The organism is Rhizobium sp. NLR8a (assembly GCF_019685235.1).
In the GTDB taxonomy this organism is placed as follows: Bacteria; Pseudomonadota; Alphaproteobacteria; order Rhizobiales; family Rhizobiaceae; genus Rhizobium.
Genome location: NZ_JABDWI010000013.1, coordinates 1 through 25,705 on the forward strand (window position 1 = coordinate 1; position 25,705 = coordinate 25,705).

At 59.8% G+C, this 25,705-nt stretch carries 26 protein-coding genes; 13 read left to right on the forward strand and 13 right to left on the reverse strand.

The window, feature by feature from the left end:
* Positions 1 to 247 precede the first annotated feature (247 nt).
* From HJC04_RS23610 to HJC04_RS23635, 6 genes are all read right to left on the reverse strand, one after another.
* Positions 248 to 790 (reverse strand): MerR family transcriptional regulator, encoded by a 543-nt coding sequence (locus HJC04_RS23610; protein ID WP_207608344.1) that lies wholly within the window; start codon positions 788 to 790, stop codon positions 248 to 250.
* A gap of 149 nt (positions 791 to 939) precedes the next feature.
* Complete coding sequence (locus HJC04_RS23615) at positions 940 to 1,278, reverse strand: integration host factor subunit alpha (RefSeq protein WP_047616420.1); 339 nt, start codon at positions 1,276 to 1,278, stop codon at positions 940 to 942.
* A 106-nt stretch (positions 1,279 to 1,384) separates the two neighbouring features.
* Complete coding sequence (locus HJC04_RS23620) at positions 1,385 to 2,356, reverse strand: beta-ketoacyl-ACP synthase III (protein ID WP_210631655.1); 972 nt, start codon at positions 2,354 to 2,356, stop codon at positions 1,385 to 1,387.
* 20 nt (positions 2,357 to 2,376) lie between these two features.
* Positions 2,377 to 3,423: a phosphate acyltransferase PlsX gene (gene plsX / locus HJC04_RS23625; protein ID WP_210628347.1), complete on the reverse strand. Its 1,047-nt coding sequence runs from the start codon at positions 3,421 to 3,423 to the stop codon at positions 2,377 to 2,379.
* A 99-nt stretch (positions 3,424 to 3,522) separates the two neighbouring features.
* On the reverse strand, positions 3,523 to 4,077 hold the full coding sequence (locus tag HJC04_RS23630) for a DUF177 domain-containing protein (protein WP_210628348.1): 555 nt from the start codon (positions 4,075 to 4,077) through the stop codon (positions 3,523 to 3,525).
* Between the two features lie 11 nt (positions 4,078 to 4,088).
* Positions 4,089 to 4,679 (reverse strand): ubiquinol-cytochrome C chaperone family protein, encoded by a 591-nt coding sequence (locus HJC04_RS23635; protein WP_221147273.1) that lies wholly within the window; start codon positions 4,677 to 4,679, stop codon positions 4,089 to 4,091.
* 187 nt (positions 4,680 to 4,866) lie between these two features.
* Between HJC04_RS23635 and HJC04_RS23640 the strand changes: the two genes are divergently transcribed.
* Positions 4,867 to 5,400 carry an outer membrane protein assembly factor BamE gene (locus HJC04_RS23640; RefSeq protein WP_210628350.1) on the forward strand — a complete coding sequence of 178 codons (534 nt, stop codon included), beginning with the start codon at positions 4,867 to 4,869 and terminating at the stop codon, positions 5,398 to 5,400.
* 94 nt (positions 5,401 to 5,494) lie between these two features.
* Here HJC04_RS23640 and HJC04_RS23645 read toward each other — a convergent pair whose 3' ends face one another.
* The 4 genes from HJC04_RS23645 to HJC04_RS23660 form a co-directional block, all read right to left on the reverse strand.
* Positions 5,495 to 7,633, reverse strand: a complete 2,139-nt coding sequence (locus HJC04_RS23645) for a sodium-translocating pyrophosphatase (RefSeq protein ID WP_210628351.1) — start codon at positions 7,631 to 7,633, stop codon at positions 5,495 to 5,497.
* 197 nt (positions 7,634 to 7,830) lie between these two features.
* Positions 7,831 to 8,313, reverse strand: coding sequence for a transcription antitermination factor NusB (nusB, locus tag HJC04_RS23650; RefSeq protein WP_064706868.1), 483 nt, complete (start codon positions 8,311 to 8,313; stop codon positions 7,831 to 7,833).
* Between the two features lie 3 nt (positions 8,314 to 8,316).
* Positions 8,317 to 8,772 (reverse strand): 6,7-dimethyl-8-ribityllumazine synthase, encoded by a 456-nt coding sequence (locus HJC04_RS23655; protein ID WP_221147274.1) that lies wholly within the window; start codon positions 8,770 to 8,772, stop codon positions 8,317 to 8,319.
* Positions 8,773 to 8,818: 46 nt separating this feature from the next.
* A complete protein-coding gene (locus HJC04_RS23660) occupies positions 8,819 to 8,986 on the reverse strand; it encodes a hypothetical protein (protein WP_221147275.1) in 168 nt (55 codons plus the stop codon).
* A gap of 131 nt (positions 8,987 to 9,117) precedes the next feature.
* Between HJC04_RS23660 and HJC04_RS23665 the strand changes: the two genes are divergently transcribed.
* The 7 genes from HJC04_RS23665 (at position 9,118) to HJC04_RS23695 (ending at position 16,937) form a co-directional block, all read left to right on the forward strand.
* Positions 9,118 to 9,477, forward strand: coding sequence for a hypothetical protein (locus HJC04_RS23665; RefSeq protein ID WP_210628353.1), 360 nt, complete (start codon positions 9,118 to 9,120; stop codon positions 9,475 to 9,477).
* Between the two features lie 140 nt (positions 9,478 to 9,617).
* Entirely contained in the window at positions 9,618 to 10,121 is a 504-nt protein-coding gene (locus HJC04_RS23670; RefSeq protein WP_221147276.1) for a cupin domain-containing protein, read from the forward strand.
* Between the two features lie 24 nt (positions 10,122 to 10,145).
* Positions 10,146 to 10,661, forward strand: coding sequence for a GNAT family N-acetyltransferase (locus HJC04_RS23675; protein WP_221147277.1), 516 nt, complete (start codon positions 10,146 to 10,148; stop codon positions 10,659 to 10,661).
* Positions 10,662 to 10,953: 292 nt separating this feature from the next.
* The gene (locus HJC04_RS23680) at positions 10,954 to 11,850 is read left to right on the forward strand and encodes a glycosyltransferase (RefSeq protein ID WP_210628356.1); all 897 of its coding nucleotides are present in this window, start codon (positions 10,954 to 10,956) and stop codon (positions 11,848 to 11,850) included.
* Positions 11,851 to 11,987: 137 nt separating this feature from the next.
* Positions 11,988 to 14,336, forward strand: coding sequence for a glycosyltransferase (locus HJC04_RS23685; RefSeq protein ID WP_259668933.1), 2,349 nt, complete (start codon positions 11,988 to 11,990; stop codon positions 14,334 to 14,336).
* 208 nt (positions 14,337 to 14,544) lie between these two features.
* The gene (locus HJC04_RS23690; RefSeq protein WP_221147279.1) at positions 14,545 to 15,726 is read left to right on the forward strand and encodes an acetyl-CoA carboxylase biotin carboxylase subunit family protein; all 1,182 of its coding nucleotides are present in this window, start codon (positions 14,545 to 14,547) and stop codon (positions 15,724 to 15,726) included.
* On the forward strand, positions 15,723 to 16,937 hold the full coding sequence (locus HJC04_RS23695; protein WP_210628359.1) for a Gfo/Idh/MocA family protein: 1,215 nt from the start codon (positions 15,723 to 15,725) through the stop codon (positions 16,935 to 16,937). Before HJC04_RS23690 ends, HJC04_RS23695 begins: the two co-directional genes overlap by 4 nt.
* 216 nt (positions 16,938 to 17,153) lie before the next feature.
* Here the strand turns inward: HJC04_RS23695 and HJC04_RS23700 are convergent, their stop codons facing one another.
* Positions 17,154 to 18,263, reverse strand: coding sequence for a DegT/DnrJ/EryC1/StrS aminotransferase family protein (locus tag HJC04_RS23700; protein ID WP_221147280.1), 1,110 nt, complete (start codon positions 18,261 to 18,263; stop codon positions 17,154 to 17,156).
* 191 nt (positions 18,264 to 18,454) lie between these two features.
* Between HJC04_RS23700 and HJC04_RS23705 the strand changes: the two genes are divergently transcribed.
* Genes HJC04_RS23705 through rfbA form a run of 5 tightly spaced genes read left to right on the forward strand, consistent with a single transcriptional unit; the run spans position 18,455 to position 23,850 of the window.
* Positions 18,455 to 20,449 (forward strand): glycosyltransferase family 1 protein, encoded by a 1,995-nt coding sequence (locus tag HJC04_RS23705; protein WP_221147281.1) that lies wholly within the window; start codon positions 18,455 to 18,457, stop codon positions 20,447 to 20,449.
* The gene (gene rfbC / locus HJC04_RS23710) at positions 20,439 to 21,017 is read left to right on the forward strand and encodes a dTDP-4-dehydrorhamnose 3,5-epimerase (protein ID WP_210628362.1); all 579 of its coding nucleotides are present in this window, start codon (positions 20,439 to 20,441) and stop codon (positions 21,015 to 21,017) included. The genes HJC04_RS23705 and rfbC overlap by 11 nt, the downstream gene beginning before the upstream one ends.
* Positions 21,018 to 21,023: 6 nt before the next feature.
* Positions 21,024 to 22,079, forward strand: a complete 1,056-nt coding sequence (gene rfbB / locus HJC04_RS23715) for a dTDP-glucose 4,6-dehydratase (RefSeq protein ID WP_221147282.1) — start codon at positions 21,024 to 21,026, stop codon at positions 22,077 to 22,079.
* A 3-nt stretch (positions 22,080 to 22,082) separates the two neighbouring features.
* Complete coding sequence (gene rfbD / locus HJC04_RS23720; protein ID WP_221147283.1) at positions 22,083 to 22,970, forward strand: dTDP-4-dehydrorhamnose reductase; 888 nt, start codon at positions 22,083 to 22,085, stop codon at positions 22,968 to 22,970.
* 10 nt (positions 22,971 to 22,980) lie between these two features.
* Positions 22,981 to 23,850, forward strand: coding sequence for a glucose-1-phosphate thymidylyltransferase RfbA (rfbA, locus tag HJC04_RS23725; protein ID WP_210628365.1), 870 nt, complete (start codon positions 22,981 to 22,983; stop codon positions 23,848 to 23,850).
* 92 nt (positions 23,851 to 23,942) lie between these two features.
* Here the strand turns inward: rfbA and HJC04_RS23730 are convergent, their stop codons facing one another.
* Together HJC04_RS23730 and ribD are read right to left on the reverse strand one after the other, a co-directional pair.
* On the reverse strand, positions 23,943 to 24,572 hold the full coding sequence (locus HJC04_RS23730) for a riboflavin synthase (RefSeq protein ID WP_221147284.1): 630 nt from the start codon (positions 24,570 to 24,572) through the stop codon (positions 23,943 to 23,945).
* The gene (gene ribD, locus HJC04_RS23735; RefSeq protein WP_221147285.1) at positions 24,572 to 25,702 is read right to left on the reverse strand and encodes a bifunctional diaminohydroxyphosphoribosylaminopyrimidine deaminase/5-amino-6-(5-phosphoribosylamino)uracil reductase RibD; all 1,131 of its coding nucleotides are present in this window, start codon (positions 25,700 to 25,702) and stop codon (positions 24,572 to 24,574) included. Before ribD ends, HJC04_RS23730 begins: the two co-directional genes overlap by 1 nt.
* Positions 25,703 to 25,705 lie beyond the last annotated feature (3 nt).

Genomic DNA, 25,705 nt, shown 5'->3' on the forward strand with positions numbered 1-25,705 from the left:
GCGGAAGCATGCCCGGCCCACCGGCCGCACCGCTTCGCCGTGGGCGAAGCGACAAGTGCGTCCGGCGATTCCAAAGTCTTGCAGATTTGCCAGGCAAATCTGCGGGAGGGTTGGCTGAAACGGGCCGCCTGCTCGACCGGCCGGCTTGGCCGTAGAGACGGGCTACGACACGCGCCGGCCGGTCGACCATCCGACTCCGTTTGAGCCAACAGAATGCTTCAATCTAACCCGGAAAGGCTCTCCATAATCAGCGGACCTGATCGAGCAGACGTTTGCATTCCAGGAGGTCGTAGAGCGCCTCCTGAAGCAGCGCCCTGTCTTCCTTGCCGACGCTCGATTTGCCGATCGAGACCTCCGGCTGCTCGTCGTCGCCGGCGACGAAATTGAAGAACCGGCGGGTGATCGGCGGCTTGGCGCGGCCGACAATCTGATCCTCCTCCGCCATGCCGACACGCGGTTCCCCGGCGCCCATCTCCTGCGCACCCGAGGCAAGCGCCTCGACGCTGGCGAGATCACCGTGGCCGACCGAGATGACGAACTTGTTGCCGTTGGTCTTCAGAAGCTTCTGCACGCCCTTGATCGTATAGCCGTGATCATAGAGCAAATGCCGGATGCCCTTGAGGAGGTCGACGTCCTCCGGCCGGTAGTAGCGACGGCCGCCACCTCGTTTCATCGGCTTTATCTGGGGAAACCGTGTCTCCCAAAAGCGCAGCACATGCTGCGGCAGATCAAGATCGTCTGCGACTTCGCTGATGGTGCGAAAGGCATCGGGGCTCTTGTCCAACGTCATATGCTACGCAACCTCGCAGGCTCGATCCAACAGCGACTCACCATATTTCAAAGGTTTGGCGTCGACAATTCAAGTCATGTCTCGACGTTGCGCACAGGGGATCGACCAGTGCGAGAAAAAACACCGCTCCAAGAGGAGGAAGGCTGATCTCAGGGAGCCGGATTCTGCGGCTTCAGCTTGATCTTGCGGGCGACATGCGCCTTGAGGATGCGCGTCTTCAGCACGTTCGAAGCCTTGAAAGTCATCACCCGGCGCGGAGAGATCGGAACCTCCTCGCCGGTCTTCGGATTGCGGCCGATCCGCTCGTTCTTATCGCGAACCTGGAAGGTGGCGAAGGAGGAAAGCTTGACGGTTTCGCCACGCACAATGGCATTGCAGATTTCGTCGATGACGGTTTCCACAAGTTCAGCGGATTCGGTCCGGGAAAGACCAACCTTGCGGAAAACGGATTCCGCCAGGTCTGCTCGCGTCACTGTTTTTCCGGTCATGGTTTCCCCGCCCATTACAAAATATTTTTTGAAAGCGAACGAAGAGTATTTGTCTTGCGCCTCACGGTCAAGCTCTTGTTCGCCGCCAGTTTTTTAGGATTCGTGCTTACCAGCGCAGCAGAACAGCGCCCCAGGTGAAGCCGCCGCCCATCGCTTCGAGCATCACGAGGTCGCCCTTTTTGATCCGGCCGTCGCCGGCGGCGGTCGCAAGCGCGAGCGGGATCGAGGCGGCCGAGGTATTGCCGTGCAGGTCGACGGTGACGACGACCTTGTCCGCATCGATGTTCAGTTTCTTCGCCGAACCGTCGATGATGCGTCGATTGGCCTGGTGCGGCACCAGCCAGTCGAGGTCTTCGGCCGTTGTCCCGGTCGAATCGAAAGCGGCCTGAATGACATCGGTGATCATGCCGACGGCATATTTGAAGACTTCGCGGCCTTCCATACGCAGCTTGCCGACGCTGCCCGTCGTCGACGGTCCACCATCGACATAAAGCTTGTCCTTGTGCGAACCGTCGGAGCGCAGATGCGCGGTCAGCACGCCGCGATCGGCAGACGTGCCCTCACCTTCTGCCGCCTCGAGCACGATCGCGCCGGCGCCATCGCCGAAAAGCACGCAGGTGGTGCGATCGTTCCAGTCGAGAATGCGCGAAAAAGTCTCGGCACCGATGACGAGAACGCGCTTTGCAAGGCCGCCGCGGATATAGGCGTCGGCGGTCGTGACCGCATAGACGAAGCCGGTGCAGACGGCCTGGACGTCGAAGGCAAAGCCGTGGCTCATGCCGAGACGGTTCTGGATGTTGACCGAGGTGGCCGGAAAGGTGTTGTCCGGCGTCGAGGTGGCGCAGATGATAAGATCGATATCGGCAGGCGTCAGGCCGCCATTGGCAAGCGCCGCACGCGCGGCGGCTTCGCCAAGCGAGGCCGTCGTCTCGTCGTCGCCGGCCACGTAACGCTGGCGGATGCCGGTGCGCTGGACGATCCATTCGTCCGACGTATCGACGATAGCCTCCATATCACTGTTGGTCATCACGCGTTTCGGAAGTGCGGCTCCGAACCCGCGAACCACTGAACGGATCATATTCGATTGAACCCCATAGCTCATGCCGCTTCCGGGCCAATGGGAGGCAGCCGCTTGGCATGATATTTCTTAAGATCGTTTTCTATTTTCTGATTGAGGCCGTTCTTAGCCATGTCGTAGCCGACCTCGATGGCAGCGGCGATGCCTTCGGCATTCGCCCCGCCGTGGCTCTTGATGACGATGCCGTTCAGGCCGAGAAACACGCCGCCATTGACCTTGCTTGGGTCGAGCTTCTCACGAAGCATATCGAAGGCGCTCTTGGCGAAGAGATAGCCGATACGGGCGAGCAGTGTGCGCGACATGGCGGCACGCAGATATTCGGCGATCTGCTTTGCGGTGCCTTCGGCCGTCTTCAGCGCGATATTGCCAGAGAAGCCTTCGGTGACCACGACGTCGACCGTGCCCTTGCCGAGGTCGTTACCCTCGACGAAGCCGGAATATTCGAGCGAATCGATATTCGCCTCCCGCAACAGCCGGCCGGCCTCCTTGACCTCTTCCTGGCCTTTCACCTCTTCGACACCAACGTTCAGAAGACCGATCGTCGGGCGTTCGATCTCGAAAAGCGCGCGCGCCATGGCGCCGCCCATCAGGGCAAAATCCATCAGTTGCTGTGCATCGGCGCCGATCGTCGCACCGACATCGAGCACGATGCTCTCGCCCTTCAGCGTCGGCCAGATCGCCGCGATCGCCGGGCGCTCGATATTGGCCATCGTGCGAAGACAGAATTTCGCCATCGCCATCAGTGCGCCGGTATTGCCGGCCGAAACGGCGACATCGGCATCGCCCGTCTTCACCGCCTCGATCGAGCGCCACATGGTCGAGACATAGCGGCCGCGGCGCAGCGCCTGGCTCGGCTTCTCTTCCATGCTGACAGCAAGCTCACAGTCGTGAAAGACTGATTTTTCCTTGAGTTTCGGGAACTTGGCGAGAACGGAATCGCACTGTTCCTTAAGACCGTAGAAAACGAAGGAAATATCCGGATGCCGGTCCAGCGCCTTGGCGGCGCCGGGGATGACAACCTGGGGACCAAAGTCGCCACCCATGAGGTCGAGAGATATTCTGATCACGCGTCCCTGATCCTTCTTTTCGCCGAGGGGCGAAATTTCGGCCAAAATACCGGTTTTGGCGTCGCATACAACTGAATTATGTCAAATGCCAGAGGTGCTTCAGTCCTTTTTCCAGTCCTTGAGGACCGCGAAAGCGGAGGGCTTTTTATCGTTCTCGCCGCTATCCTCGATATGGCCCTTGAACTCGACACCCTCCTTGCGGGGATAGGGATCAATGGCGAGCGCGGCGAATTCGGCAACCACCTCGCCGGCATCGATCGTGTCGCCGACAAAGGCCTCGGGCAGGTCGGGACCGTCGGGATCGAGCAGCATCTCGCCGGCGTCGTTGCCGGGCTGGCGGGCAAGCTTGGAACCCTCGGGCACGAAGATCTGCTCGAAACTTTCGTCGATCACGGCTTCGACCGGTTCCAGCGTCACGACGCAGGACTGGACGATCTTCGCCTGTACGCGGCCCTTGACACGCACGCCGTCGCGTTTCCAGCGGGCGATCTGCAGATCGGCGCTGAGATCGTCGACGGAGACAACGCTCCAGGCCTCGGCAAGCGCCTTCAACTCGCTGGCATCGGCCTCGATATGAACCTCGACGGGATTGGCCGAGATGTGGCCGACCTTGACGCGATAGGAGAAGGGAACATCGTCCCGATCGTTCTTCATCGTTTCCTCCTTCAGGCGACCGGCGGCAGCGTTGCCGAACCGCTGGCGATCAGCTCCTCCGGAACGGCGGACAGATGGGATTCTGCGGCCATCATCCAGCTGGCCAGGCCGGACATATCCGCCGGTGTCTCGGTTTCCGGGTGGATATTGCGCATCAATGCAAGCGCCAGCGCCTCGGCGTCGCCGGCGTCCATCGCCTTCGAATAGGTTTCGAGCCGGCCATAGAACATGCCCGCGAGCTTCTTCATGCGTTTCGGCACGCTGTTGTCGCCGATGCCGAGCTCGCGGATCGAATAGTCGATGTCCTGAAAGAAGGCATCGACGATCTCCTGAGCAATCTCCTGGCCGCTGACGGCCGAGGCGCGCGTGCGGCGAAAAAACAGAATCATCACGATCGACAGCATTTCGAAGCGGCCCATGACCGTATCCGGTACATCGAGCTGCTCGTAGAGATCGGGCATGCGCGCGGCTGCGGTCAGCGTCGCATATTGCCTGTCGACGATCGCCTGATTGTTGTTTTTCTTGCGGAAGAGCCCGAGGATCATTGTTTTTTCCGGAAATGCCTCATTCTTCACGCCGGCTAGCGTCCGGCCTTGTTGCATGATTTCGAAAGCTGGTTTACCGAAGCAGGCGCGAATTGCAATGCCGTTCGTGGCCTGCTTCGGGACGACGCCTTCGAGCCGCCAGCGAAGCGAATTCGGGAAACTCGACCCGGAATGGCCACAATGGTTTTGCAGGAGGAAAGCGTGCAAGGCACAAAATGGCTGCTATCGACACCCAAGGGAGTAGATGTCGTTGAAGAAACGGTATTTCAAGTCTGACATGAAATTCTTCAGCAGCGCGGCCATTGCCTTCATAATCGCCTCCACATCAGCTCTTTCAGGCTGCCAGACCGGCACCGTGCTCAACGGCGGCTATGTCGTCGATCAGCAGTCGCTCAATCTCGTTCCGGAAGGTTCCAGCCGCGAACAGGTCCTGCTCTCGCTCGGCACGCCATCGACGACGGCGACCTTCGACGGCGAGGTCTTCTATTATATTTCACAGCGGCGCACGCGCGCCGTCGCCTTCCAGAAGCTGAAGGTCGTCGACCAGACCGTTCTGGCCATCTATTTCGACAAGGACGGCGTCGTCACCCGCCGCGCCAACTACACACTGCAGGACGGCAAGGTCTTCGATACGGTCTCGCGCGTCACGCCGACCGGCGGCAAGGAACTCACCTTCCTGCAGCAGATGCTCTCCGGCGGCAGCGCAGCAAGTGCTGCCCGCAGCCTGTTCGGCGGCGGCGCCGGCGGCACGCCGCAAAATCCGAGCAGCCTGCGCTGATCGGACAGATTTCCAACAAAAACCCGCCGGATCGCTCCGGCGGGTTTTTATATGTTCGGGGTAGCATCCGCGGCGCACCGCGGTGCTTGGACCATCAACCGGCGAGAACGGCCAGCAACAGCAGCGCGACGATATTGGTGATCTTGATTGCCGGGTTGACGGCGGGGCCGGCTGTATCCTTGTAGGGATCGCCGACGGTATCGCCGGTGACGGAGGCCTTGTGTGCATCCGAGCCCTTCATGTGACGCACGCCGTCCTTGTCGACGAATCCGTCCTCGAAGCTCTTCTTGGCATTGTCCCAGGCGCCGCCGCCCGAGGTCATCGAGATGGCGACGAAGAGACCGTTGATGATGACGCCGAGCAGCGATGCGCCGAGGGCGGCAAAGGCCGAGGCCTTCGAGCCGGAGATAAGAAGCACACCGAAATATACGACGACGGGGGCGAGCACCGGCAGCAGCGAAGGCACGATCATCTCGCGGATGGCGGCCTTGGTCAGCAAGTCGACGGCCTTGCCGTAATCCGGCTTTTCCGTGCCTTGCATGATGCCGGGCTTCATCTTGAACTGCCGGCGAACCTCCTCGACGATCGAGCCGGCGGCGCGGCCGACGGCTGTCATGGCGATGCCGCCGAACAGATAGGGAATCAGGCCGCCGAAAAGCAGGCCGGCGACGACGTAAGGGTTCGACAGCTCGAACGAGATTTCGCCTATATTGGCGAAATAGGGATATTGGTCGCCATGAGCCGCGAAATACCGCAGGTCGTTGGCGTAGGCGGCAAAAAGCACCAGTGCGCCGAGACCGGCCGAACCGATCGCGTAGCCCTTGGTGACCGCTTTGGTGGTGTTGCCGACGGCGTCGAGCGCGTCGGTCGACTTGCGCACTTCCGGCGGCAGATGGGACATTTCGGCGATGCCGCCGGCATTGTCGGTGACCGGACCGAAGGCATCGAGGGCGACGATCATACCGGCGAGGCCGAGCATGGCGGTGACGGCGATACCGGTGCCGAAAAGGCCGCCGAGCTGATAGGTGGCCAGAATACCGCCGACGATGACTATGGCCGGCAGAGCGGTCGATTCGAGCGAGACTGCCAAGCCCTGGATGACGTTGGTGCCGTGACCGGTCACCGAAGACTGGGCGATCGAAACGACGGGGCGTTTGCCGGTGCCGGTATAGTATTCGGTAATGACGACGATCAGCGCGGTGACGACGAGGCCGACGAGACCGCAGACGAAGAGGTTGGTACCGGTGACGTCGGCGCCGGCGACCGTGCCAAGCGAGCCCCAGCCGACGGTCAGCGAGGTGGCGGCGCCGAGACCGACAATCGACAGCAGGCCGGTGACGATGAGGCCCTTGTACAGCGCACCCATGATCGAGCCGTTCGAGCCGAGCTTGACGAAGAACGTGCCGATGATCGAGGTGATGATACAGGCAGCGCAGATCGCCAGCGGATAGACCATTGCTGATTGAAGGATCGGCGCGCCGGCAAAGAAGATCGCGGCGAGAACCATGGTGGCGACGACGGAGACGGCATAGGTCTCGAACAGGTCGGCCGCCATGCCGGCGCAGTCGCCGACATTGTCGCCGACGTTATCGGCAATCGTCGCCGGGTTGCGCGGATCATCTTCGGGGATACCGGCCTCCACCTTGCCGACGAGGTCGCCGCCGACATCGGCGCCCTTGGTGAAGATGCCGCCCCCGAGACGGGCGAAGATCGAGATCAGCGAGGCGCCGAAGCCGAGCGCCACCAGCGCGTCGATGACTTCGCGCGAGCCGCTCTCGTGTCCGAGCCCGACTGTCAATATCGTATAGTAGATGGAGACGCCGAGCAGCGCGAGGCCCGCCACCAGCATGCCGGTGATGGCGCCCGACTTGAAGGCGATGTCGAGACCGGCGGAAAGGCTGGCGGACGCCGCCTGGGCGGTGCGCACGTTGGCGCGGACGGAGACGTGCATGCCGATGAAACCGGCAGCACCTGACAGAACGGCGCCGATCAGGAAACCGACGGCGGCAGTGGCGGAGAGAAGCAGCCAGGCTGCGATGAAAACAACGACGCCGACAAGCGCAATGGTTCTATATTGACGCGTCAGGTAGGCTTGGGCGCCCTCGCGGATGTAGCCCGCGATCTCCTGCATCCGGCTGTTGCCCTGATCGGCGGCAAGCACCGACCGGGTTGCCCAGGCGGCATAGACCACCGAGAGCAGACCGGATGCGATTACGCATAAAAGAATGGTCATTTCGCTCTTTCCTCCCATAGGCCGGAGCTCACTCCTTCTCCGGCAGATACGCCGCCGACTCGCCTTCCTCTCCACAGAAATGCACAGCTAAGCGGTGCGGAGATTGCGTGGTCGATCACGTGGCGTCAAGCCCGCAAAGGCCGAAAACCATTGCGGTACGAAGAAAGACGTAGGGAGATTGTTCGGCGGCTAAAGAGTTACTTCTTCGCCTCGCCGCGGACCTGCTTGGCGATGCGGTCGAGCACGGCATTAACGAGCTTCGGCTCGTCGTCATCGAAAAAGGCTCGAGCGATCTCGACATATTCGGTGACGATGACCGCCACCGGGACGTCCTTGCGATCGAGGAGTTCGAAAACGCCGGCACGCAGGATGGCCCGCACCGTGCTATCGAGGCGCGACAGCGCCCAATCATCCTGCAATGCCGCGGCAATCAGGGGGTCGAGACGAACCTGATCACGCACGACGCCGGAGACGATGGAGCGGAACCAGGCGGCATCGGCCTTCAGATAGGTGGCGCCGTCGAGTTCCTGACCGAGGCGGTGCGCCTCGTATTCGGCGACGATTTCCAGAACGCCGGTGCCGCCGACATCCATCTGATAAAGCGCCTGAACGGCCGCCAGGCGGGCAGCGCCCCGCTGGTTCGCAGTCTTGACCGGCCGTTCCGTCTTGTCGTCGTTCATTCGTTATGCACCCAGTTTCTGCTTCAGCGCGATCATCGTCAGAGCCGCGCGGGCGGCAAACCCGCCCTTGTCCTTGTCCGAACGGCGGGCGCGCGCCCAAGCTTGTTCGTCATTTTCGACGGTCAGGATGCCGTTGCCGATGGCAAGGGATTCGCTGACCGTGAGATCCATCAGCGCGCGCGAGGATTCGTTCGATACGATATCGAAATGATAGGTCTCGCCGCGAATGACCATGCCGAGAGCGACATAGCCGTCATAATGCGTGCCGCCATTGTCGTCCCCATCGAGCGCCATGGCAATCGCTGCCGGAATTTCCAACGCGCCGGGAACGGTGACAACCTCATAGGTGGCGCCGGCTTGTTCGAGCGCAAAGGTCGCGCCTTCGAGCAGCGCGTCGGCCATGTCGTCATAGAAGCGGGCCTCGACGATCAAAATATGGGGAGCGGTCTCTCTCGACATTGTTTACCTTCGGTTGGCGGGACTTTTTCCACTCGACAGCCCGCGGTCAAAACATGCCTTCATCAGAATGGCAAGCACTTTCGGCCAGTGCTGCAAAAGCGAAAGAGGAAATATCGACAGCGGGATAGCCGCACCATCCCTGCCGAGCCTGCCAAGCCTTCGAAATCCGCTTTTCCGGGGGCGTGGAAAACGGCAATTCGAAGGCGGTTTTCATGAAGAATTTTTAATTCTTTTTCAGGTACTTATCCCATTGAATCGCGAAAGTGACAACGCCAATTCCATCTCGTGACGCAGACGATCCCCTGCACGACAGCCGACCGTCAAAGCAGATGAAAGGATTAAATCATGAACCGCGTTGTCACAATAACCATCGCCGCAGCCCTCTCCTCACTCGCTTTTGCCGGCGTCAGTCGGGCCGAGAGCTTCAGAATGAACTCCGCCCAGGGCATCGAGCAGACGCTCAGGACCTTCCGGGGCAATGACTTCAATGTCGAGCAGGTCCGAAACTGGCACAATCTCGACGACGAGACGACAGGTCCGCGCTCGGCCCCGGAACGTTCCGGCCAGGCGATACACGGAATCCAGGCCTCGATCCATGCCAACAGATCGCTTGCACACCGTCTGAACAATGAGGGCGTCGATGTACGCAACATCGTCAACGCCGAACAGGCGGCGGACGGAAGCGTGACCTTCTACGTCCGCTGAGATCACAACCTGTTGCAAGCTCGAAGCATGGGCGGCGTTCTCCTCTCCGCCCATGCCGAGGATTTTCCCGGGTCAGCGCGCGATTGCCATTGAATTTTCCGGCAAGATGATAGCTTCTCTTCCTGCAACAGGAGGACATCATGGCGGCGGAATCGAAAGCGATCATCAATATCGCTGATCTCAAGCTCGACCACTGGAAACAGGGCGAGTTCTACGAAGGCGCCGACGTCTCGTTCGGCGCGCTGCTCGGCCTTGCGGGCCTCGGCATCAGCTACAATGAGGTGCCATCCGGCAAATCGAGCTGCCCTTTCCACAATCACCACGTCGAAGACGAGTTGTTCTACGTGATCGCAGGCACCGGCGAATACCGCTTCGGCAGCGAGCGCCATCCGGTCCGGGCGGGCGACGTACTCGGCGCACCCGCGGGCGGGCCGGAAACGGCGCATCAGCTTATCAATACCGGCACAACCACGCTCGTCTATCTCGGCATTTCGACGATGGCGAAAACCGAAATCGTCGAATATCCCGATTCCGGAAAGTTCCTTGCCAAGACCAACAGGGAGGCGACAGAAACCGGGCGCTTCCGCCATATCGGAAAGACTGAAGGCGATCTCGACTATTGGGACGGCGAGCCCGGCGCCTGAACGCGATTTCCCCAAGGACCTATCGTGATCGACATCCCCACCCTAGAAACGGAGCGGCTGACGCTTCGCCCTCACCGCCTCGACGATTTCGAGGCGCATGCGGCGCTGTGGGCGGATGAAACTGTCGTTCGCTTCATTACCGGCGTGCCGTCGACGCGCGAGCAGAGCTGGAGCCGCATGCTGCGCATCGCCGGCATGTGGCACCATATGGGTTTCGGCTTTCTGGCCATCGTGGAAAAGGAAAGCGGCAGGTTCATCGGCGAAGCTGGTTTCCTCGAAGCCCGGCGCGATATGGAACCGTCGATCGAGGGAACGATGGAGATCGGCTGGGCGCTGTTGCCCGCAGCCCACGGCCGCGGTTATGCCACAGAGGCGCTGACGGCTCTGATCGGCTGGGCCGAGGCGCATTTTCCGGGACAGCCGATGAGCTGCATCATCAGTCCCGAGAACTACGCCTCGCTGCGGGTCGCGGCCAAGCTCGGTTTCCGCGAGACCACGCGCACGCAGTACAACGGCGAGATCATTCAGTTTTCGCGTTAGGGAATTCAGCCAAGCGGGGAACGCAACGCAGAGAGTCCACCGCGCAGGCCCAATGCTCGTGGAACGCGGAGTTGCGAATGCCCGAGGGCGTGCCACCTTTCTCCCAGCAATCATTTATCTATCTGGCGAGATCCGCGGCGTCTTTTGCCGATTTTGCCTGTCCTTCCGCGCAAGCCTCGCGTAACGCCCGAGTTCTATGGTGATGGCAAGCCGTCTGCTTCGGTCCTCCGGCGAGGCGATCACCGCTTTCGCCGGCTGAGGCTGGAGAAAAGCGTTTCAAGGGGAGAAACATTTGCCGCGCGTGTCGATCTGTATACCGGCCTACAAGCCTGATTTCTTTGAACTCACCCTGAAGAGTGCAATCGCGCAAAGCTATACGGATGTCGAGATCATCGTCTCGGACGATTGCCCGACGGACGCCATCGAGGCAATCTGTTCACGGTATTCCAGCCTCATTACTTATAGCCGCAATCCCCATCCCGGCGAATACACCAATATCATGAGGCTCGCCGGTCTCGCCGAGGGCGAATACATCAAATTTCTGTTCGATGACGACGTGCTTAGCCCTTTCTGCGTGCAGTTTCTTCTTGAAGCGCTGGAGGCAACGCGCGGCAGAGGGACGAAACTTGCCTTTTCACCGCGGCATGTGATCGACGAGAGGAACAATTTCATCAACCTGATCAACCATTTCCAGGTTGCCCAGGGTTTAAAGGTCATCGAAGGCCGGGATTTCATCCGCTTGACAGCCATGCATCACCTCAACCTTATCGGCGAATATTCGACCGTGATGATGCGCAAGGCGGACTGCTTCGATGAGAACGGCGAGTTCCGGCTTTTCAGACCGGAAAACGGTATCTTCCGCGGCCTTCTTGATCTCTCAGGCTGGATGGAGCTCGCCAAGGAAGGCGCATTCGTCGCCCATCCGCACCCGCTTTCCTATTTCCGGCAACATTCCAATTCCAAATCAAACCATACCACGAACCCGATCTTCATCTACGCCATCATCTTTTACGAAGACATTCTGAATTATGCGCACGCCAACGGCTTCCTCAGCCCGCAGGATTTGCCGGTCTCCTATCGCAATCTGATCAATGTCTACCAGTATTGGCGCGCCGCCTTTCCGGAACTTGAGGCGAGGATCGCTCGCCTGAGCACACTGCTTGATGATACCGGGCGATGGAGCGCGTAGCGGTTTGGGGCCGCTCGATTCCGGAGAGCTTCGCGGTACCCGCAGGTTTCGCACAATTCTCACGATTTAATTGATGGTCGACATGGAGCGATCATGCAGGCAGAGGATTTCAAATGATGCAGTTGATGGATGCTACAATGGCGGGTATCAGCGGACGCGAGCAGATCGTGCAGGCGTCTTTTTCCGTCGTCGTCCCCGCCTTCAACGCATCAAACGTCATTGGGCGATGCCTGCAGAGCCTATTAAGTCAGCAGGGGCAGACGGCATTTGAAATTATTGTCGTCGACGATTGCTCGGCGGACGACACGATCGCTAAAGCCGAAGAGATAGCTCGTGGGCATAATAACGTTAGTGTCCTGCGCCTCGACGGCAACGGCGGACCCGGTATCGCCAGGAATGCAGGGGTACTCAGAGCAAAAGGCGAATGGATTTGCTTTGTCGATGCCGACGACGTCGTCGAGAACAACTTTCTGGAGATGCTTCAAGCATCCGTCGAAGACCTCACGGATATCCTCGCGTTCAACTCCAGCCTTCATGACGCAGAAACCGGCAATAGCCTGAAAGCCAGCATCCGCGAGGATCTCGCCCGAGTCGAGGGCGCCGACAGGCTGGCGGATTATCTTCAGGATCGCGTTGATCGATCAGTCATCTTCCATCTGTTCCGCCGCCGTTTCCTCCTCGACAACAACATCATGTTCCGCGGCGGCCTTCACGAGGACGTCGATTACATGTTTCACGCGCTGATGCGCGCGCGTTCGGTCAAGAGTCTCGACCGGCAGATCTACCGCAAGCTCGATACACAGGGCTCAATCGTCAATTCTCTCAGCACCCGTCACGTCGACGGCTTCTTCGATGCGCTCGACGCCATGCATGCGCTCGTGGCGGACACGCCTATGTGGCCTGACCTGAAAAATCCTTTCCTGACGGGCATCATCAACGTGACCGCGTCTCGCCTGCTCAGGCTGCTGCCCGGCAAGGTGGTCAAGCTCGAGGATGCCGGCAAGATCCTCTCCACGCTTCACGACCGTGTCGTGCGCTCAATGAAGCTTGCCGAGATCGTCTATCCCCTGCCGGTTCCGCCATCCGGCTTCCGCACCAAATACCGGATCACCTTCGATGCCTTCATGAACGGCATGGAAAAAGGCGATACGACCGAAGATATGCTGAAAGTCTTCGCGGAAATCGCGCCGAAGCTCTGGAGCTGCTACGACCTTCATCATTCCATTCTGCTCGGACCCGGCGAGGTGCGCACCTGCTGCAAGCGCTTCACCTATGAAGGCGAGCTGAAAGGCGATGTGGTTCTTTTTGGCGGTAACGGCAAGGACTTCGAGTTCACCTACGGCGATATCAAGCAGGCAAAGGATGCCCTGTTCCTCGAGATCAACCGAGACAACTCAGATGAATGCCGCGGTTGTCCCTTCTTGAGATTCGAGGATTGGGGGCGGCCGCTCAATCAGGGCGTCAAGTATCTTTCCTTCGAGCATCACTCGCTTTGCAACATGCGCTGCACCTATTGCAGCGAGACGTATTTTGGCGGCAAGAAGCCTGCTTATGATGCGGGCGCATTTATTGACACGTTAAAGGATGCCAAGGCCCTCGAGAACATGGAATATATCGTCTGGGGCGGCGGCGAACCGACGGTCGAGCCGCGCTTCGACGAGCTGCTCAGCAAACTGGCTGAGGGCATTTCCAATGTTAAGCAGCGCGTCATCACCAACGCGACAATGTATTCGGAGCCCCTTGCAGACCTTCTCCGGAAGGATCAGGCTCATATCGTTACCAGCATCGACGCCGGAAACAGCAAGAATTTCAACGAGATTCGCAAGTACAAACATTTCGAGCGAGTATTCGAAAACCTCCGCCGCTATGCTGCCTGCTCTTCGCGCAACGTCGTCATAAAATATATTCTCTTGCCGGAAAACAGCTCCTCGGACGAACTCCGGCAATACGCCGACCTGATCGTCGAGAATGGCTTGACCGATTGCAACTTCCAAATCAGCTGCGATTTCAAAACGGATCGCGTGACCGATGAGCAGTTAGTGTCGATCGTAGAACTTCACCATCTGCTGAGAGTTCGCGGCGCGCGTCTCATTTTCCTTGACGATCTCGTCTGGCAGCGGATCTTGACGGTTACGCCGGATACTCTGGAATTGCTGAAATCCAAGTTGGAACCTTCGGTGCTGGAGACGGCATTCGAGCCGGTCCATCCTAAGGGCGTTGTGGTTTGGGGGATTGGCGGACAAGCTCAGATCATTCGCCGCAAGTCGCAGTTCTTCAAAACGAGCAAGATCGCCTATTTCATAGATCCGCGCCCCGAAATGATCGGCCAGAGGCTCGGCGGCATCGAAGTGCGCGCTCCTCATTCGGCCCTGTCGGATGACCTGCCGATCATGATCGGCGCCGTGCAAAGCGCGCCGGAAATCTATGATCAGATTGAGGCCCTCGGCATAAGCCCCCAGCGGATCCTGCAGAAAGTCATCCTGTAGCGCTGAAACACTGATCGAAGCGATTGGAAGTCAACCGCCTCGATCAGCAAGCCTCGGGAAACGCCCGCAGCTTATGATTTTGATCACCGCGTCCGTTTTCGAGTCTTTGAACACCGCAAGCGGATGGAAGAGAGCTGTTAATCTGCAGCTCCAGCGGTTTGATGCGCAACGCCCCTAACTCGTCAGGGGATGTGGGAGGGATTTGAGAATGACCAAGAGAGCATTGCTGGTCGGCAGCAACTTCAGCGCAGTTCCCCTTCTATTTGCCCTGAAGAGGCGCGGCCTGCATATTTCCGTGTGCGGAAACCGGCCGGATGAGCCCTGCCACGCGCATGCGGATCAGTCGCATTTCATCGACTACAGCGATCCGACTGTGTTGCTCTCCCTCGTCGAGAACGGCGATTTCGATTTCATCGTGCCGACCGGCAACGACCTTGCCTATATGTCGACCACCTTCGTCGCCGGAAAGCTCGGATTCCCGCGCTTCGATTCCATGGAAACCGCGACGATCATTCACACGAAGCAGGCGTTCCGCAGCTTCACCGAGCAGTACGATATCCCTGCCCCACGTTCGGTGCGCTTGCATGGCGACTCGCCGGTCGAGACCGGCGAACTGCGCTATCCGCTGCTTGTGAAGCCAAGCGACAGTTTCAGCGGTCGTGGCGTCACGAAGGTTTTCGACAGGACAGAACTTACCGACGCCGTCGCCGACGCCCGGCGCAACTCGCGCGCGGCGGAGATCGTGATAGAGGAATTCGTCGAAGGCAGCCTGCACAGCCATTCCGCCTTCATCAAGGATCAGGAAATCGTCTTCGACGTCTTCGTCGACGAATATTGCACAATCTACCCATACCAGGTCGATTCATCGAATCATCCGTCGCGGCTCTCCGAAACTGTTCGTTCGAAGACGCGTGCCATTATGGCGCGTGTCGTCAAGCTGCTCGGACTGCAGGACGGCCTCATCCATACGCAGTTCCTGTCAAATGGCGACGATGTCTGGATCGTCGAATGCATGCGACGCTGCCCGGGTGACCTTTACGGCTCACTTGTGGATCAGTCTCTCGGCATCGATTATGCCGACCTCGTCATAACGCTGCTGCTGGGCGAGGAATTTTCAGTCAATCCGCGCTTCAAACCGCCGCTGTTTTTTGGGCGCCACACCATCACCTCCGACACGCCCTCGACGCCGTTTTCCTTCTCACATTCCATTCCATCATCCGATGTCCGCATCGCGCAACTCAAGACCACCGGCAAGCCGATGAATTCGGCACCGTTCGACAAGCTGGCCATCCTCTACGCCCGCTTCGAGACGCGAGACGAGATGCTGAAGGTGGTGCCGGATTTCAAGACCTTCATTTCGCTCCAAACGATGCAAGGAGACTTCGCATGAGCCGATCAAGCCAAGGAGTACCGGAAAAGCTGCGCCTCGCGTTTCTGGGCGGCGCCGTCAATTCTGCTGTAGGCCGCGCTCATCGGGATGCAATCGAGCTTGATCAGAAATTCGATCTTGTCGCTGGCTGCTTCAGCCGCCATGAGGAGATCAATCGCGAGACGGCGGAACAGTACCGCATTTCACCGGAGCGCTGCCATGGCGACTTCGATACTTTGCTATCGAAAGAAGCCGGCAACATCGATGCTCTCGTCGTGCTTACGCCGACGCAGCAGCATACGAAGCAGGTTGTCGGCGCACTCGAGGCGGGTATTCCGGTGATCTCGGAAAAGGCTCTTGCCGGTTCGAGCGCCGAGACGCGCACGATCGACAATGCGCGCAGTAATGGGACCTTTTTGGCCGTAACCTACAATTACACGGGATACCCCATGCTCCGCGAAATCCGTGGCATGGTCGAGCATGGTGTTTTCGGCGAATTGCAGCAGATCCATATTGAGATGCCGCAGGAGAGCTTCCTCCGTTTCCGCCGCGACGGGACACCGATGACGCCACAAGATTGGCGCTTGCGCGACGGTCCCGTGCCGACGGTTTCGCTCGATCTCGGCGTTCATGTGCACTCGTTGCTTCATTTTCTTACCCAGCGAGAGCCGGAAGAAGTCTGCGCGACCAGCCAGAGTTTCGGCAACTTCCCGCAGGTGCTCGACAATGTGCAGGCGCTCGTGCGATGCGCCGGCGGCCTGCATTGCAGCATGTGGTACGGCAAGACAGCCCTCGGGCAACGCAACGGCCTGCGTGTGCGGCTCTATGGCTCCAAGGCATCAATCGAATGGCTTCAGGAAACCCCCGAAGTTGCCCATTTCTACGACCGCAACGGCCGCAAGCAGATCCTCGATCGCGCCAGCCCGGATATCATGATCGCCAACGCTAGCCGCTATGAGCGGTTCAAGGCGGGTCATCCTTCGGGCTTCATCGAAGCCTTCGCGAATTATTATGCCGATCTTGCGGACGCCCTCCTGCAGCGCAAGACCAATAGCGCACGCTTGCCCCATCCCTATGTGCTCGGGCTCGATGAGGCGGAAGAAGGACTGCGGCTGCTGGAAGCGATCGAACGCTCGCGGCTGGAAAAGCGCTGGATCGAAATTGAGCCGCGGGGCGTACGGCGCCCTGTGACAGAGCGGCTCGAAATCCAGGCTCCGCAACTGGCACTCTAATCTGTCGTCTACAGGATGAAGAAAACGGCGTGATCGATGGTCACGCCGTTTTCTTGTGAGTTGCCGGCTGCATGCGCGGTTTCGCAATTTCTTGTTTGGCAGGCCCCGCGTTCCAAATCCTGCTGACAAGGGAGGCCGCCTGGCCTATTGGCGAGGGATACCGCATAGCAGATCGTTTCTATCTGCGGTGCGACATGACATCCGGAAGATCGTGTTTTAAACCGACTGGATCAGCCCGCAGACCTTGTCGACGATCTCCATCTCCATGTCCGGATAGATAGGAAGGCAGAGCACCTGTAGTGCTGCTTCGCTTGCGACCGGCAGGTTCGACGGCTGGGCGGAAGGCAGGCTGCGATACATCGAGAAGCTTGAAATCAGCGGATAGAAATAGCGGCGCGGATGAATGCCGTTTTCCTTCAGTAACTCGTAGAGCCCGTCGCGTGAAATGGGATAGCCAGCGCGGACGAGGATCGGGAAATAAGAGAAGTTGGAGACGGTCTCGCCGGAACGGTCCAGGCATTCAATGCCCGCAACGCCGCGGAGCCGCTCGCGGTATGCACCGTCGATGAGCTCCCGCCTTTCGAGTGCAAACTTGATGTATTTCAGCTGCAACAGGCCGAGCGCAGCGTTGAACTCGCTCATCTTGCCGTTCGTGCCCGGCGCCACCACGGTCACTTCATCGACGTAACCGAAGTTCTTCAGCTGGTCGATGCGGGTCTTCGTCTTGATGTCCGGGCAGATGATGGCTCCGCCTTCGAATGTGTTGAAAACCTTCGTCGCATGGAAGCTCAGGATGGAGAGGTCGCCGTGATTGAGAACGCTTCCCCGTTCGTCTTCCACGCCGAAGGCATGGGCGGCATCATAGATGATCTTGAGATTGTAGAGATCGGCGATCTTCTGGATCGCATCGACGTCGCAAGGGTGGCCGTAGCAATGCACCGGCATGATCGCCGTCGTCTGCTGTGTGATCGCCGCCTCGATCTTCGCTGGATCGAGATTGAGGGTCACCGGGTCGATGTCGACGAAGACGGGCTTTAAGCCGTTCCAGAGAAGCGAATGCGAAGTGGCCACGAAGGAATAAGGCGTGGTGATGACTTCGCCCGTGACGCGCAGCGCCTGAAGCGCCGTCAGCAGCGCAACGGTAGCGTTTGAAAAGAGGCTGATGTGCTTCACGCCGAGATGATTGCAGAGCTCCTGCTCAAGTTGCTCATGGAACGGCCCGCCATTGGTCAGGATGCGATTGTTCCAGATCGCTTCAAGCGAAGGAATGAATTCTTCAAGCGGCGGCAGGCTGGGCTTCGTTACGTAGATCTTTTCGTTTTTCATGACGCCGTCCAGGGTTGGGCCCTATCTCGGAAATGGGCCTGGTACGAACATCACGGCTTAACCTGTTGCGAAGCTGACCAGCGAAATTCCTGTCAACAGTGTGGCGCAAGCTTCACGTCCAATAGTCGACCCCCATACGAATGCCGTATCGTGAATCACGAAGACGGCAGCCATTCGCGAAGGACGATACCTTGACGATCAATCAGCCCATTTCTTCTTTGCCGGCCGGTCTTCCTGATCTGGCGCTTCTCACGGAGAAAGCTGCCGGGACGGGATCTGTCATTATCTATCAACCTTATCTCGACCCTTCGCAACGCAGCCAGATCGACGCAGCGGCCATGCCGCTCGATATCTCGTTCAATACGCAGGCCACGACCCGCGAATATGAACTCTTCCGCACCCTGTATCAGCATCACGAGGCGATCGGCCTCGGCGACGACGTATTCTGGGGGCTGCTCTCCAGCAAATTCGAGATGAAGTCGGTGACGAGCTTCCCGTCCTTTGTCACGGAGGCGGAAAAGGCCAGGGCAGAAGGTGCGGACGCCTATCTTTACAATCCGCTGATCGGCCACGCGGCGATCTACAGCAACGTTTGGGAACATTCGCTGCTTGGCGGTCATCCCGGCATGGACCCGATCTTCCTGCATATCCAGAACCTCGGCTATCCGATCGCGCCGCCTCAGGACAAGACTGCCTTCGCGTTCTGCAACTATTTCTGCGGCAACCGGAAATTCTGGTCCGGGTATTTCGCCTTTTGCGAACGCATTCTCGAGTCGCTGGAACACCAAGCGCGCGCCGGCACGCCGGCGGGTACTGCCTATGCCGGCACGGCTCACTATTCGCGCGATGCCAATGCGAAGATGCGCCCCTTCGTGATCGAGCGCCTGCTCGGGCTTTATGTCCAGCAGGCTGCCGCCTCCGGATTGAAAATCGCCGCCTTCGTGCCGGCCCTTGCCGATTTCGAATGGAAATTTGGTATCCGCCTCGGCCGTCTGCTGCATGGGCTCTTCGCCGCCAAGGAAGCCTTTCTGAAGAGCCTTGACGAGGCGCTCCTGACCTCGTGGCAGGAAGGCCGCCAGCCGCTCATCAAGCAGCCGCATCTGATCTGGATGGCTGATGATCCGCCCGCCTGGATGCCGCGCGGCCAGTTCATCGGCGGCCGCGAATTGATGCGCGCCTATGCTCCGCAGGCATCAGGCGCCACCCCGACGCCGCAGCAGCCGATACGGATGGAAAGGCCCGCTATATCAGCCGCGCCGAAAATCGAGCAGCCGCTCCGCAACCCGCTGCAGCCCTTTGCCGGCGGATGGCAGGCGCACAAGGACCGTCACTGCATCTGGATCGTGACGCCCGAAAACTACAATCACAGCCACGCCTTCGACGAAGTCGCGCTCGGCCTGCAAGGCGCCTTCGAGGAACTCGGCGGCTCGGCACCGATCGTCCGCGACATGAACGCGTTCGCAGGCCGTGCGCCGATCATCTACGGCGGCAATCTTCTCCCCGCCGAAATCGCCGCCCATCTGCCGAAGGACAGCGTCATCATCAACCTCGAGCAGGTGTCCGAGGAAAGCAGCTGGATCAATTCGCGCTATATGTCGATCCTGAGGGCGATGCCGGTGCTCGACTACAGCCCGCGCAACCGCGAAAACCTTGCCGCCAAGGGCATCGATCACGCCGGTGTCCTCGAAATCGGTTACAGCGGTTGCCTGAGCCAAATCCAGCACAACCCCGTCAAGGATATCGACGTCCTCTTCTACGGCTCGATGAACGAACGCCGCCACCATATCCTGAAGACGTTGAACGACAGCGGGCTCAAGGTCGCGCATCTCTTTAACATCTATGGTGCGGAACGCGATGCGGCGATTGCCCGCGCCAAGATCGTCATAAACATCCATCATTATGCGAGTGGCGTTTTCGAGATCGTGCGTATTTCCTATCTGCTCGCTAATCGCGTTTGCGTGCTGACGGAAGGTGATAGCCGCGATCCAGACCTCCAGCCCTTTATCGGCGGCTTGGCAATTGAGCGCTATGACGACATGATCGACCGCTGCTACAAGCTGATCGCAGACGCAGACGAGCGCGATGCCACTGCCGCGACTGGCCTTGCGGCCATGCGGAGCCGCTCGCAGGCGGACATGCTGATGAGCGTCATGAAGGCCGCAGAAAAGGTAAGTCATGCGCATTGAGACCGCAGCCATCGAGGGCATTGTTGCAATCACGCCGCCACGCTTCGGCGATCACCGCGGCTACTTCTCCGAGGTATTCAAGGATGCCTGGTTCCGGGAAAATGTGGCCAACGTCACGTTCATCCAGGACAATGAGTCGCTTTCGGCGCAGGCTGGAACCGTCCGGGGGCTGCATTTCCAGATCCCGCCCTTTGCCCAGGGCAAACTGGTGCGCTGCCTTGCCGGTCGGATCATGGATGTCGTCGTCGATATCCGCGAGGGATCGCCGAGCTTCGGCAGATGGCTCTCTCAGGAACTCTCGCCGGAAACTGGCAAGCAGCTCTGGATACCGGCCGGTTTCGCGCACGGATTTGTAACGATCGAGCCGAACAGCGTTATCAGCTACAAGGTAACCGCACCCTACAGCCCGCAGCATGATCGGGGTATCGCGTGGAACGATCCGATGATCGGCATTCGCTGGCCGTTCGATGAGAGAGAGATAGTGTCGTCCGACAAAGACAAGACACTGCCGCGGCTCGCCGATCTGCCAAGCCATTTTTCTTATTCAACACAGCAACCCAAGGATTGATCGTCGATGCGCATACTGGTCACGGGCGGAGCGGGCTTCATCGGATCGGCATTGGTGCGCCATCTTGTCAGCGAGATCGGCGCCGAGGTGCTGAATGTCGACGCACTGACTTATGCCGGCAATATGGCATCGCTGAAATCCATCGAATCGGCGCCGAACTATCAATTCCTGCGCGCCGATATCTGCGACCACGCCAGGATGCAGGAAGCATTCGCGTCCTTCCGCCCTGATATCGTCATGCATCTCGCCGCAGAGAGCCATGTCGACCGCTCGATCTCGGGCGCTGCCGATTTCATTCAGACCAATATCGTCGGCACATTCAGCCTGCTGGATGCCGCGCGGCACTATTGGGACGGGCTGGACGCGCGCAGCAAGAGCGCCTTCCGCTTTCTGCATGTCTCGACGGACGAGGTCTACGGCTCGCTCGGCGACGAGGGCCTCTTCGCGGAGACGACGCCTTACGATCCGTCCTCGCCCTACTCCGCCTCCAAGGCCGCGAGCGACCACCTGGCGGTCGCCTGGCACCGCACCTATGGCCTGCCCGTCGTCGTCTCCAATTGCTCCAACAACTACGGCCCGTTCCATTTCCCGGAAAAGCTCATTCCGCTGATGATCCTGAACGCATTAGAGAGCAAGCCTCTTCCGGTTTACGGCAATGGCGCGAATGTTCGCGACTGGCTCTATGTCGAAGACCACGCCCGCGCGCTTTTCACGATCGCATCCAGAGGACGCCCCGGGGAAAAATACAATGTCGGCGGCCGCAATGAGCGCCGGAACATCGATGTCGTTCATCGCATTTGCGCGATCCTCGACAGCGTCTACGCTGACAAAGCACCTCATGCACATCTGATCGCCAACGTCACGGACAGGCCGGGACACGACGCACGCTATGCGATCGATGCCTCGAAGCTCGAAAGCGAACTCGGCTGGAAGGCGCAAGAGACTTTCGAAACCGGCATCGAGAAGACGGTGCACTGGTACTTGGAAAACGAATGGTGGTGGAGGCCGCTGCGCGAGAACGTCTACTCCGGCGAACGCCTCGGCGTTCTCAAAGGACAATAAGCGATGCGCATTGCCGTCACCGGCAAACAGGGCCAGCTCGTTCAGTCGCTGCTCAGACGTGGCGCCGAAACGGACGTCGACATCAGTGCGGTCGGGCGCCCGGAAATGGACCTCGCGAATCCCACAAGCATTGCGGCCGCCTTCTCGGCTCTGCGCCCAGATCTGATCGTCTCGGCCGCCGCCTATACGGCGGTCGACAAGGCCGAGAGCGAAGCCGAGCTTGCTTTCTCAGTCAACGCGACCGGCGCCGGGGCGGTTGCCGAGGCTGCCGCGCGGATCGAGGTCCCGGTGATCCACATTTCGACGGACTACGTCTTCAGCGGCGACAAGGCCTCCGCATATTCCGAAGAGGATGCCACGGCGCCGATCTCCGTCTATGGGCGTTCGAAACTCGCGGGCGAGAAGGCCGTCGCGGCGGTGAACCCGAACCACGTCATCTTGCGCACTGCCTGGGTCTATTCGCCCTTTGGCACCAATTTCCTGAAAACGATGCTGCGGCTTTCCGAGACGCGCGATCATCTTCGCGTTGTCGCCGATCAGACAGGATGCCCGACCTCGGCACTCGACATCGCCGACGCGATTCTTGCGATCGCAACCCGCATCGTAGCGGATCCTGCGCCATCGCTCCGCGGCACCTTTCACCTGACCGGCAGCGGCGAAGCTAGCTGGGCGGACTTCGCCGAAGAGATATTCGCGGAGCTTCATAAATCCGGCGGCAAAAAGGTCGAGGTCGAACGCATCCCGACGGCGGATTATCCGACGGCGGCGATGCGTCCCGCCAATTCGCGTCTCAGCGGCGACAAGCTCGCCAGAACATATGGAATCCGACTCCCGGAGTGGAAGCAGTCCATGATGGTGGTCATGCAAGACCTTTTGAATAAAGGTCTTTAAGGAGATTGGCATGAAGGGAATTATCCTCGCCGGCGGCACAGGCACACGTCTGCATCCGATCACAGAGGCCGTCTCGAAACAGTTGATGCCGGTCTACGACAAGCCGATGATCTACTATCCGCTGACGACGCTTATGCTCGCCGGCATCAGGGAGTTGCTGATCATCACCACGCCTCACGACGTCGAAGCCTTCAAGCGCCTTCTCGGCGACGGCTCGCAATGGGGAATTTCGCTGAACTATGCCGTACAGCCGAGCCCGGACGGCCTCGCCCAGGCGTTCATCATCGGCGCCGACTTCGTGCACGGCGACAGCTCGGCACTCGTTCTCGGCGACAACATCTTCTACGGGCACGGCTTGCCGGAAATCATGAAATCTGGCACGAGTCGTCGCGAAGGCGCGACAGTTTTCGCCTATCATGTCACCGATCCGGAACGCTATGGCGTCGTCGGCTTCGACGAAAAGATGAATGCGCTGTCGATCGAGGAGAAGCCGAAGGAGCCAAAATCGAACTGGGCGGTGACCGGCCTCTATTTCTACGACCAGCAGGTGGTCGATATCGCCGCCAACCTGAAGCCGTCACCGCGCGGTGAATTGGAAATCACCGACGTCAACCGCACCTATCTCGAGCGCGGCCAGCTATTCGTGGAGTTGATGGGCCGGGGCTATGCCTGGCTCGACACCGGCACGCCGGACAGCCTGCACGATGCCGCGGGTTTCGTCAGCACCCTGGAGAAACGCCAGGGCTTCAAGATCGCGTGTCCCGAGGAAGTCGCCTGGCGCATGGGTTACATCTCGCAGGCCGAACTCGCCAAGCTCGCGGAGAAGCTCGGCAAGAGTGCCTACGGCCAGTACCTGCGGAAGCTGTCCCCGGATTGGTGAACTGTCTGGCCGACCAGACGCGCTGTCCCTTTCAACCCGCATAACTGCAAAATCGACCGCGATTTTCGCAGTTATGCGTTCGTCCGTATGGATCAGACGTTTCCGGCTTCTCGCGCACTCGGAAATTCCGCCAGCCGGGCAGCGTAACGCGCCATGGTGTCGACTTCGAAATTGACAAAATCGCCGGCCTTGCGCTCACCCCAGGTGGTGACGTCGAGCGTGTGGCGGATGAGCAGGACATCGAAATCGGTGCCGTCGACAGCATTGACGGTCAGCGAAGTGCCGTCCAGTGCGATCGATCCCTTGGGGGCGACGAATTTCGCCAGATGTTCGGGCGCACGCAGGCGATAGCGGGTGGCGTCACCCTCCGATGTCACCGAGAGGATTTCCGCCTTGCCGTCGACATGGCCGGAAACGATGTGGCCGCCGAGCTCGTCGCCGATCTTCAACGACCGCTCGAGATTGATGCGGCTTCCTTCTTGCCAGGTGCCGATCGTCGTCAGCCGCAGCGCTTCTTCCCAAGCTTCCACCTCGAACCAGCGGCCATTGCTGCCTTCATCAGGCAGGCCGGTCACGGTCAGGCAGATGCCGGAATGGCAGATGGATGCACCCATATCGATGGTGGAGGGATCATAAGCGGTCGCGACGCGCAGCTTGATGCCCTCCTTCAGGGGGGAAACGGATTCTACTATACCGACATCGGTGACTATTCCGGTGAACATCAAAGCCCTCTTTCATATTCGTCCAGGCGATCGTCGCCAAAGATTCGCGTGCTCATATGCATGAAACCGGATGGTATGTCGGTTGCCTGCAACGGGGATTCAATACCGCCCTCACCGAGGGCGACAGGCGCCTGATAGAGCTGGATGTGGTCGACAAGACCGGCTTCGAGGAATAGCCGCGCCGTCTTTGCGCCGCCTTCGACCAGAAGCGAAGAAATGCCCCGCGTCGCAAGCGCCGGGAGCAAGACCTCGGGGTGATAAGGATTGCAGTAGACAATTTCGACGCCGGCGGCTTCGAGCGCGGTGCGGCGGGAGTCCATGTCGGCGGGGTCAGTGGTCGGCGCCCCAGCATCCGCCCCCAACGGCGAAACCTCTTCCCTCGCCACCACAATCACCGGCACGTCCCGCGCCGTCTGAACCAGCTTGCTCGTCAACGGCAATGCCAGCGCGGGATCAAGGACGATGCGGATCGGCGACTGTGCTTCGAGGCCTGGCGTGCGCACCGTCAAAAGCGGGTCATCTGCTATCGCGGTGCCGATGCCGACGAGGATCGCGTCGGTTTCGGCGCGCAGCGTCTGAACCTCAGCGCGGGCCTCCGGACCTGTGATCGCCACTTGGCCCTTCCCCTCACGGCCGATCATGCCATCGGCGGAAACGGCAAGCTTGAGAGTCACATAGGGGCGGTTCTTCGTTTGGCGGGTGAGATAGCCGGCCAGCGAGCGCCGGCCCTCTGTTTCCAGCACGCCTGGCGTCACCTCGATGCCGGCGTTGCGCAGCATCGCGATGCCGCGGCCCGAGACGCGCGGGTCAGGATCGGTGACGCTGACGACAACGCGGGCAATGCCATAGGCGATCAGCGCCTCTGCGCAAGGTGGCGTCTTACCGTGGTGCGAGCAGGGTTCGAGCGTCACATAAGCGGTGGCGCCACGGGCGAGTTCGCCGGCTTCGGCGAGCGCCTGCGGCTCGGCGTGCGGGCGGCCGCCGAGAGCCGTGACCGCACTGCCGACGACGACGCCGTCACGAACGATCAGGCAGCCGACGGAAGGGTTGGTGGCGGTACGGCCGAGATGCCGGCGCGATAGGCGGATCGCCGCCGCCATGAAACCTTCGTCCTCCGCCGAGACTCTCATGGC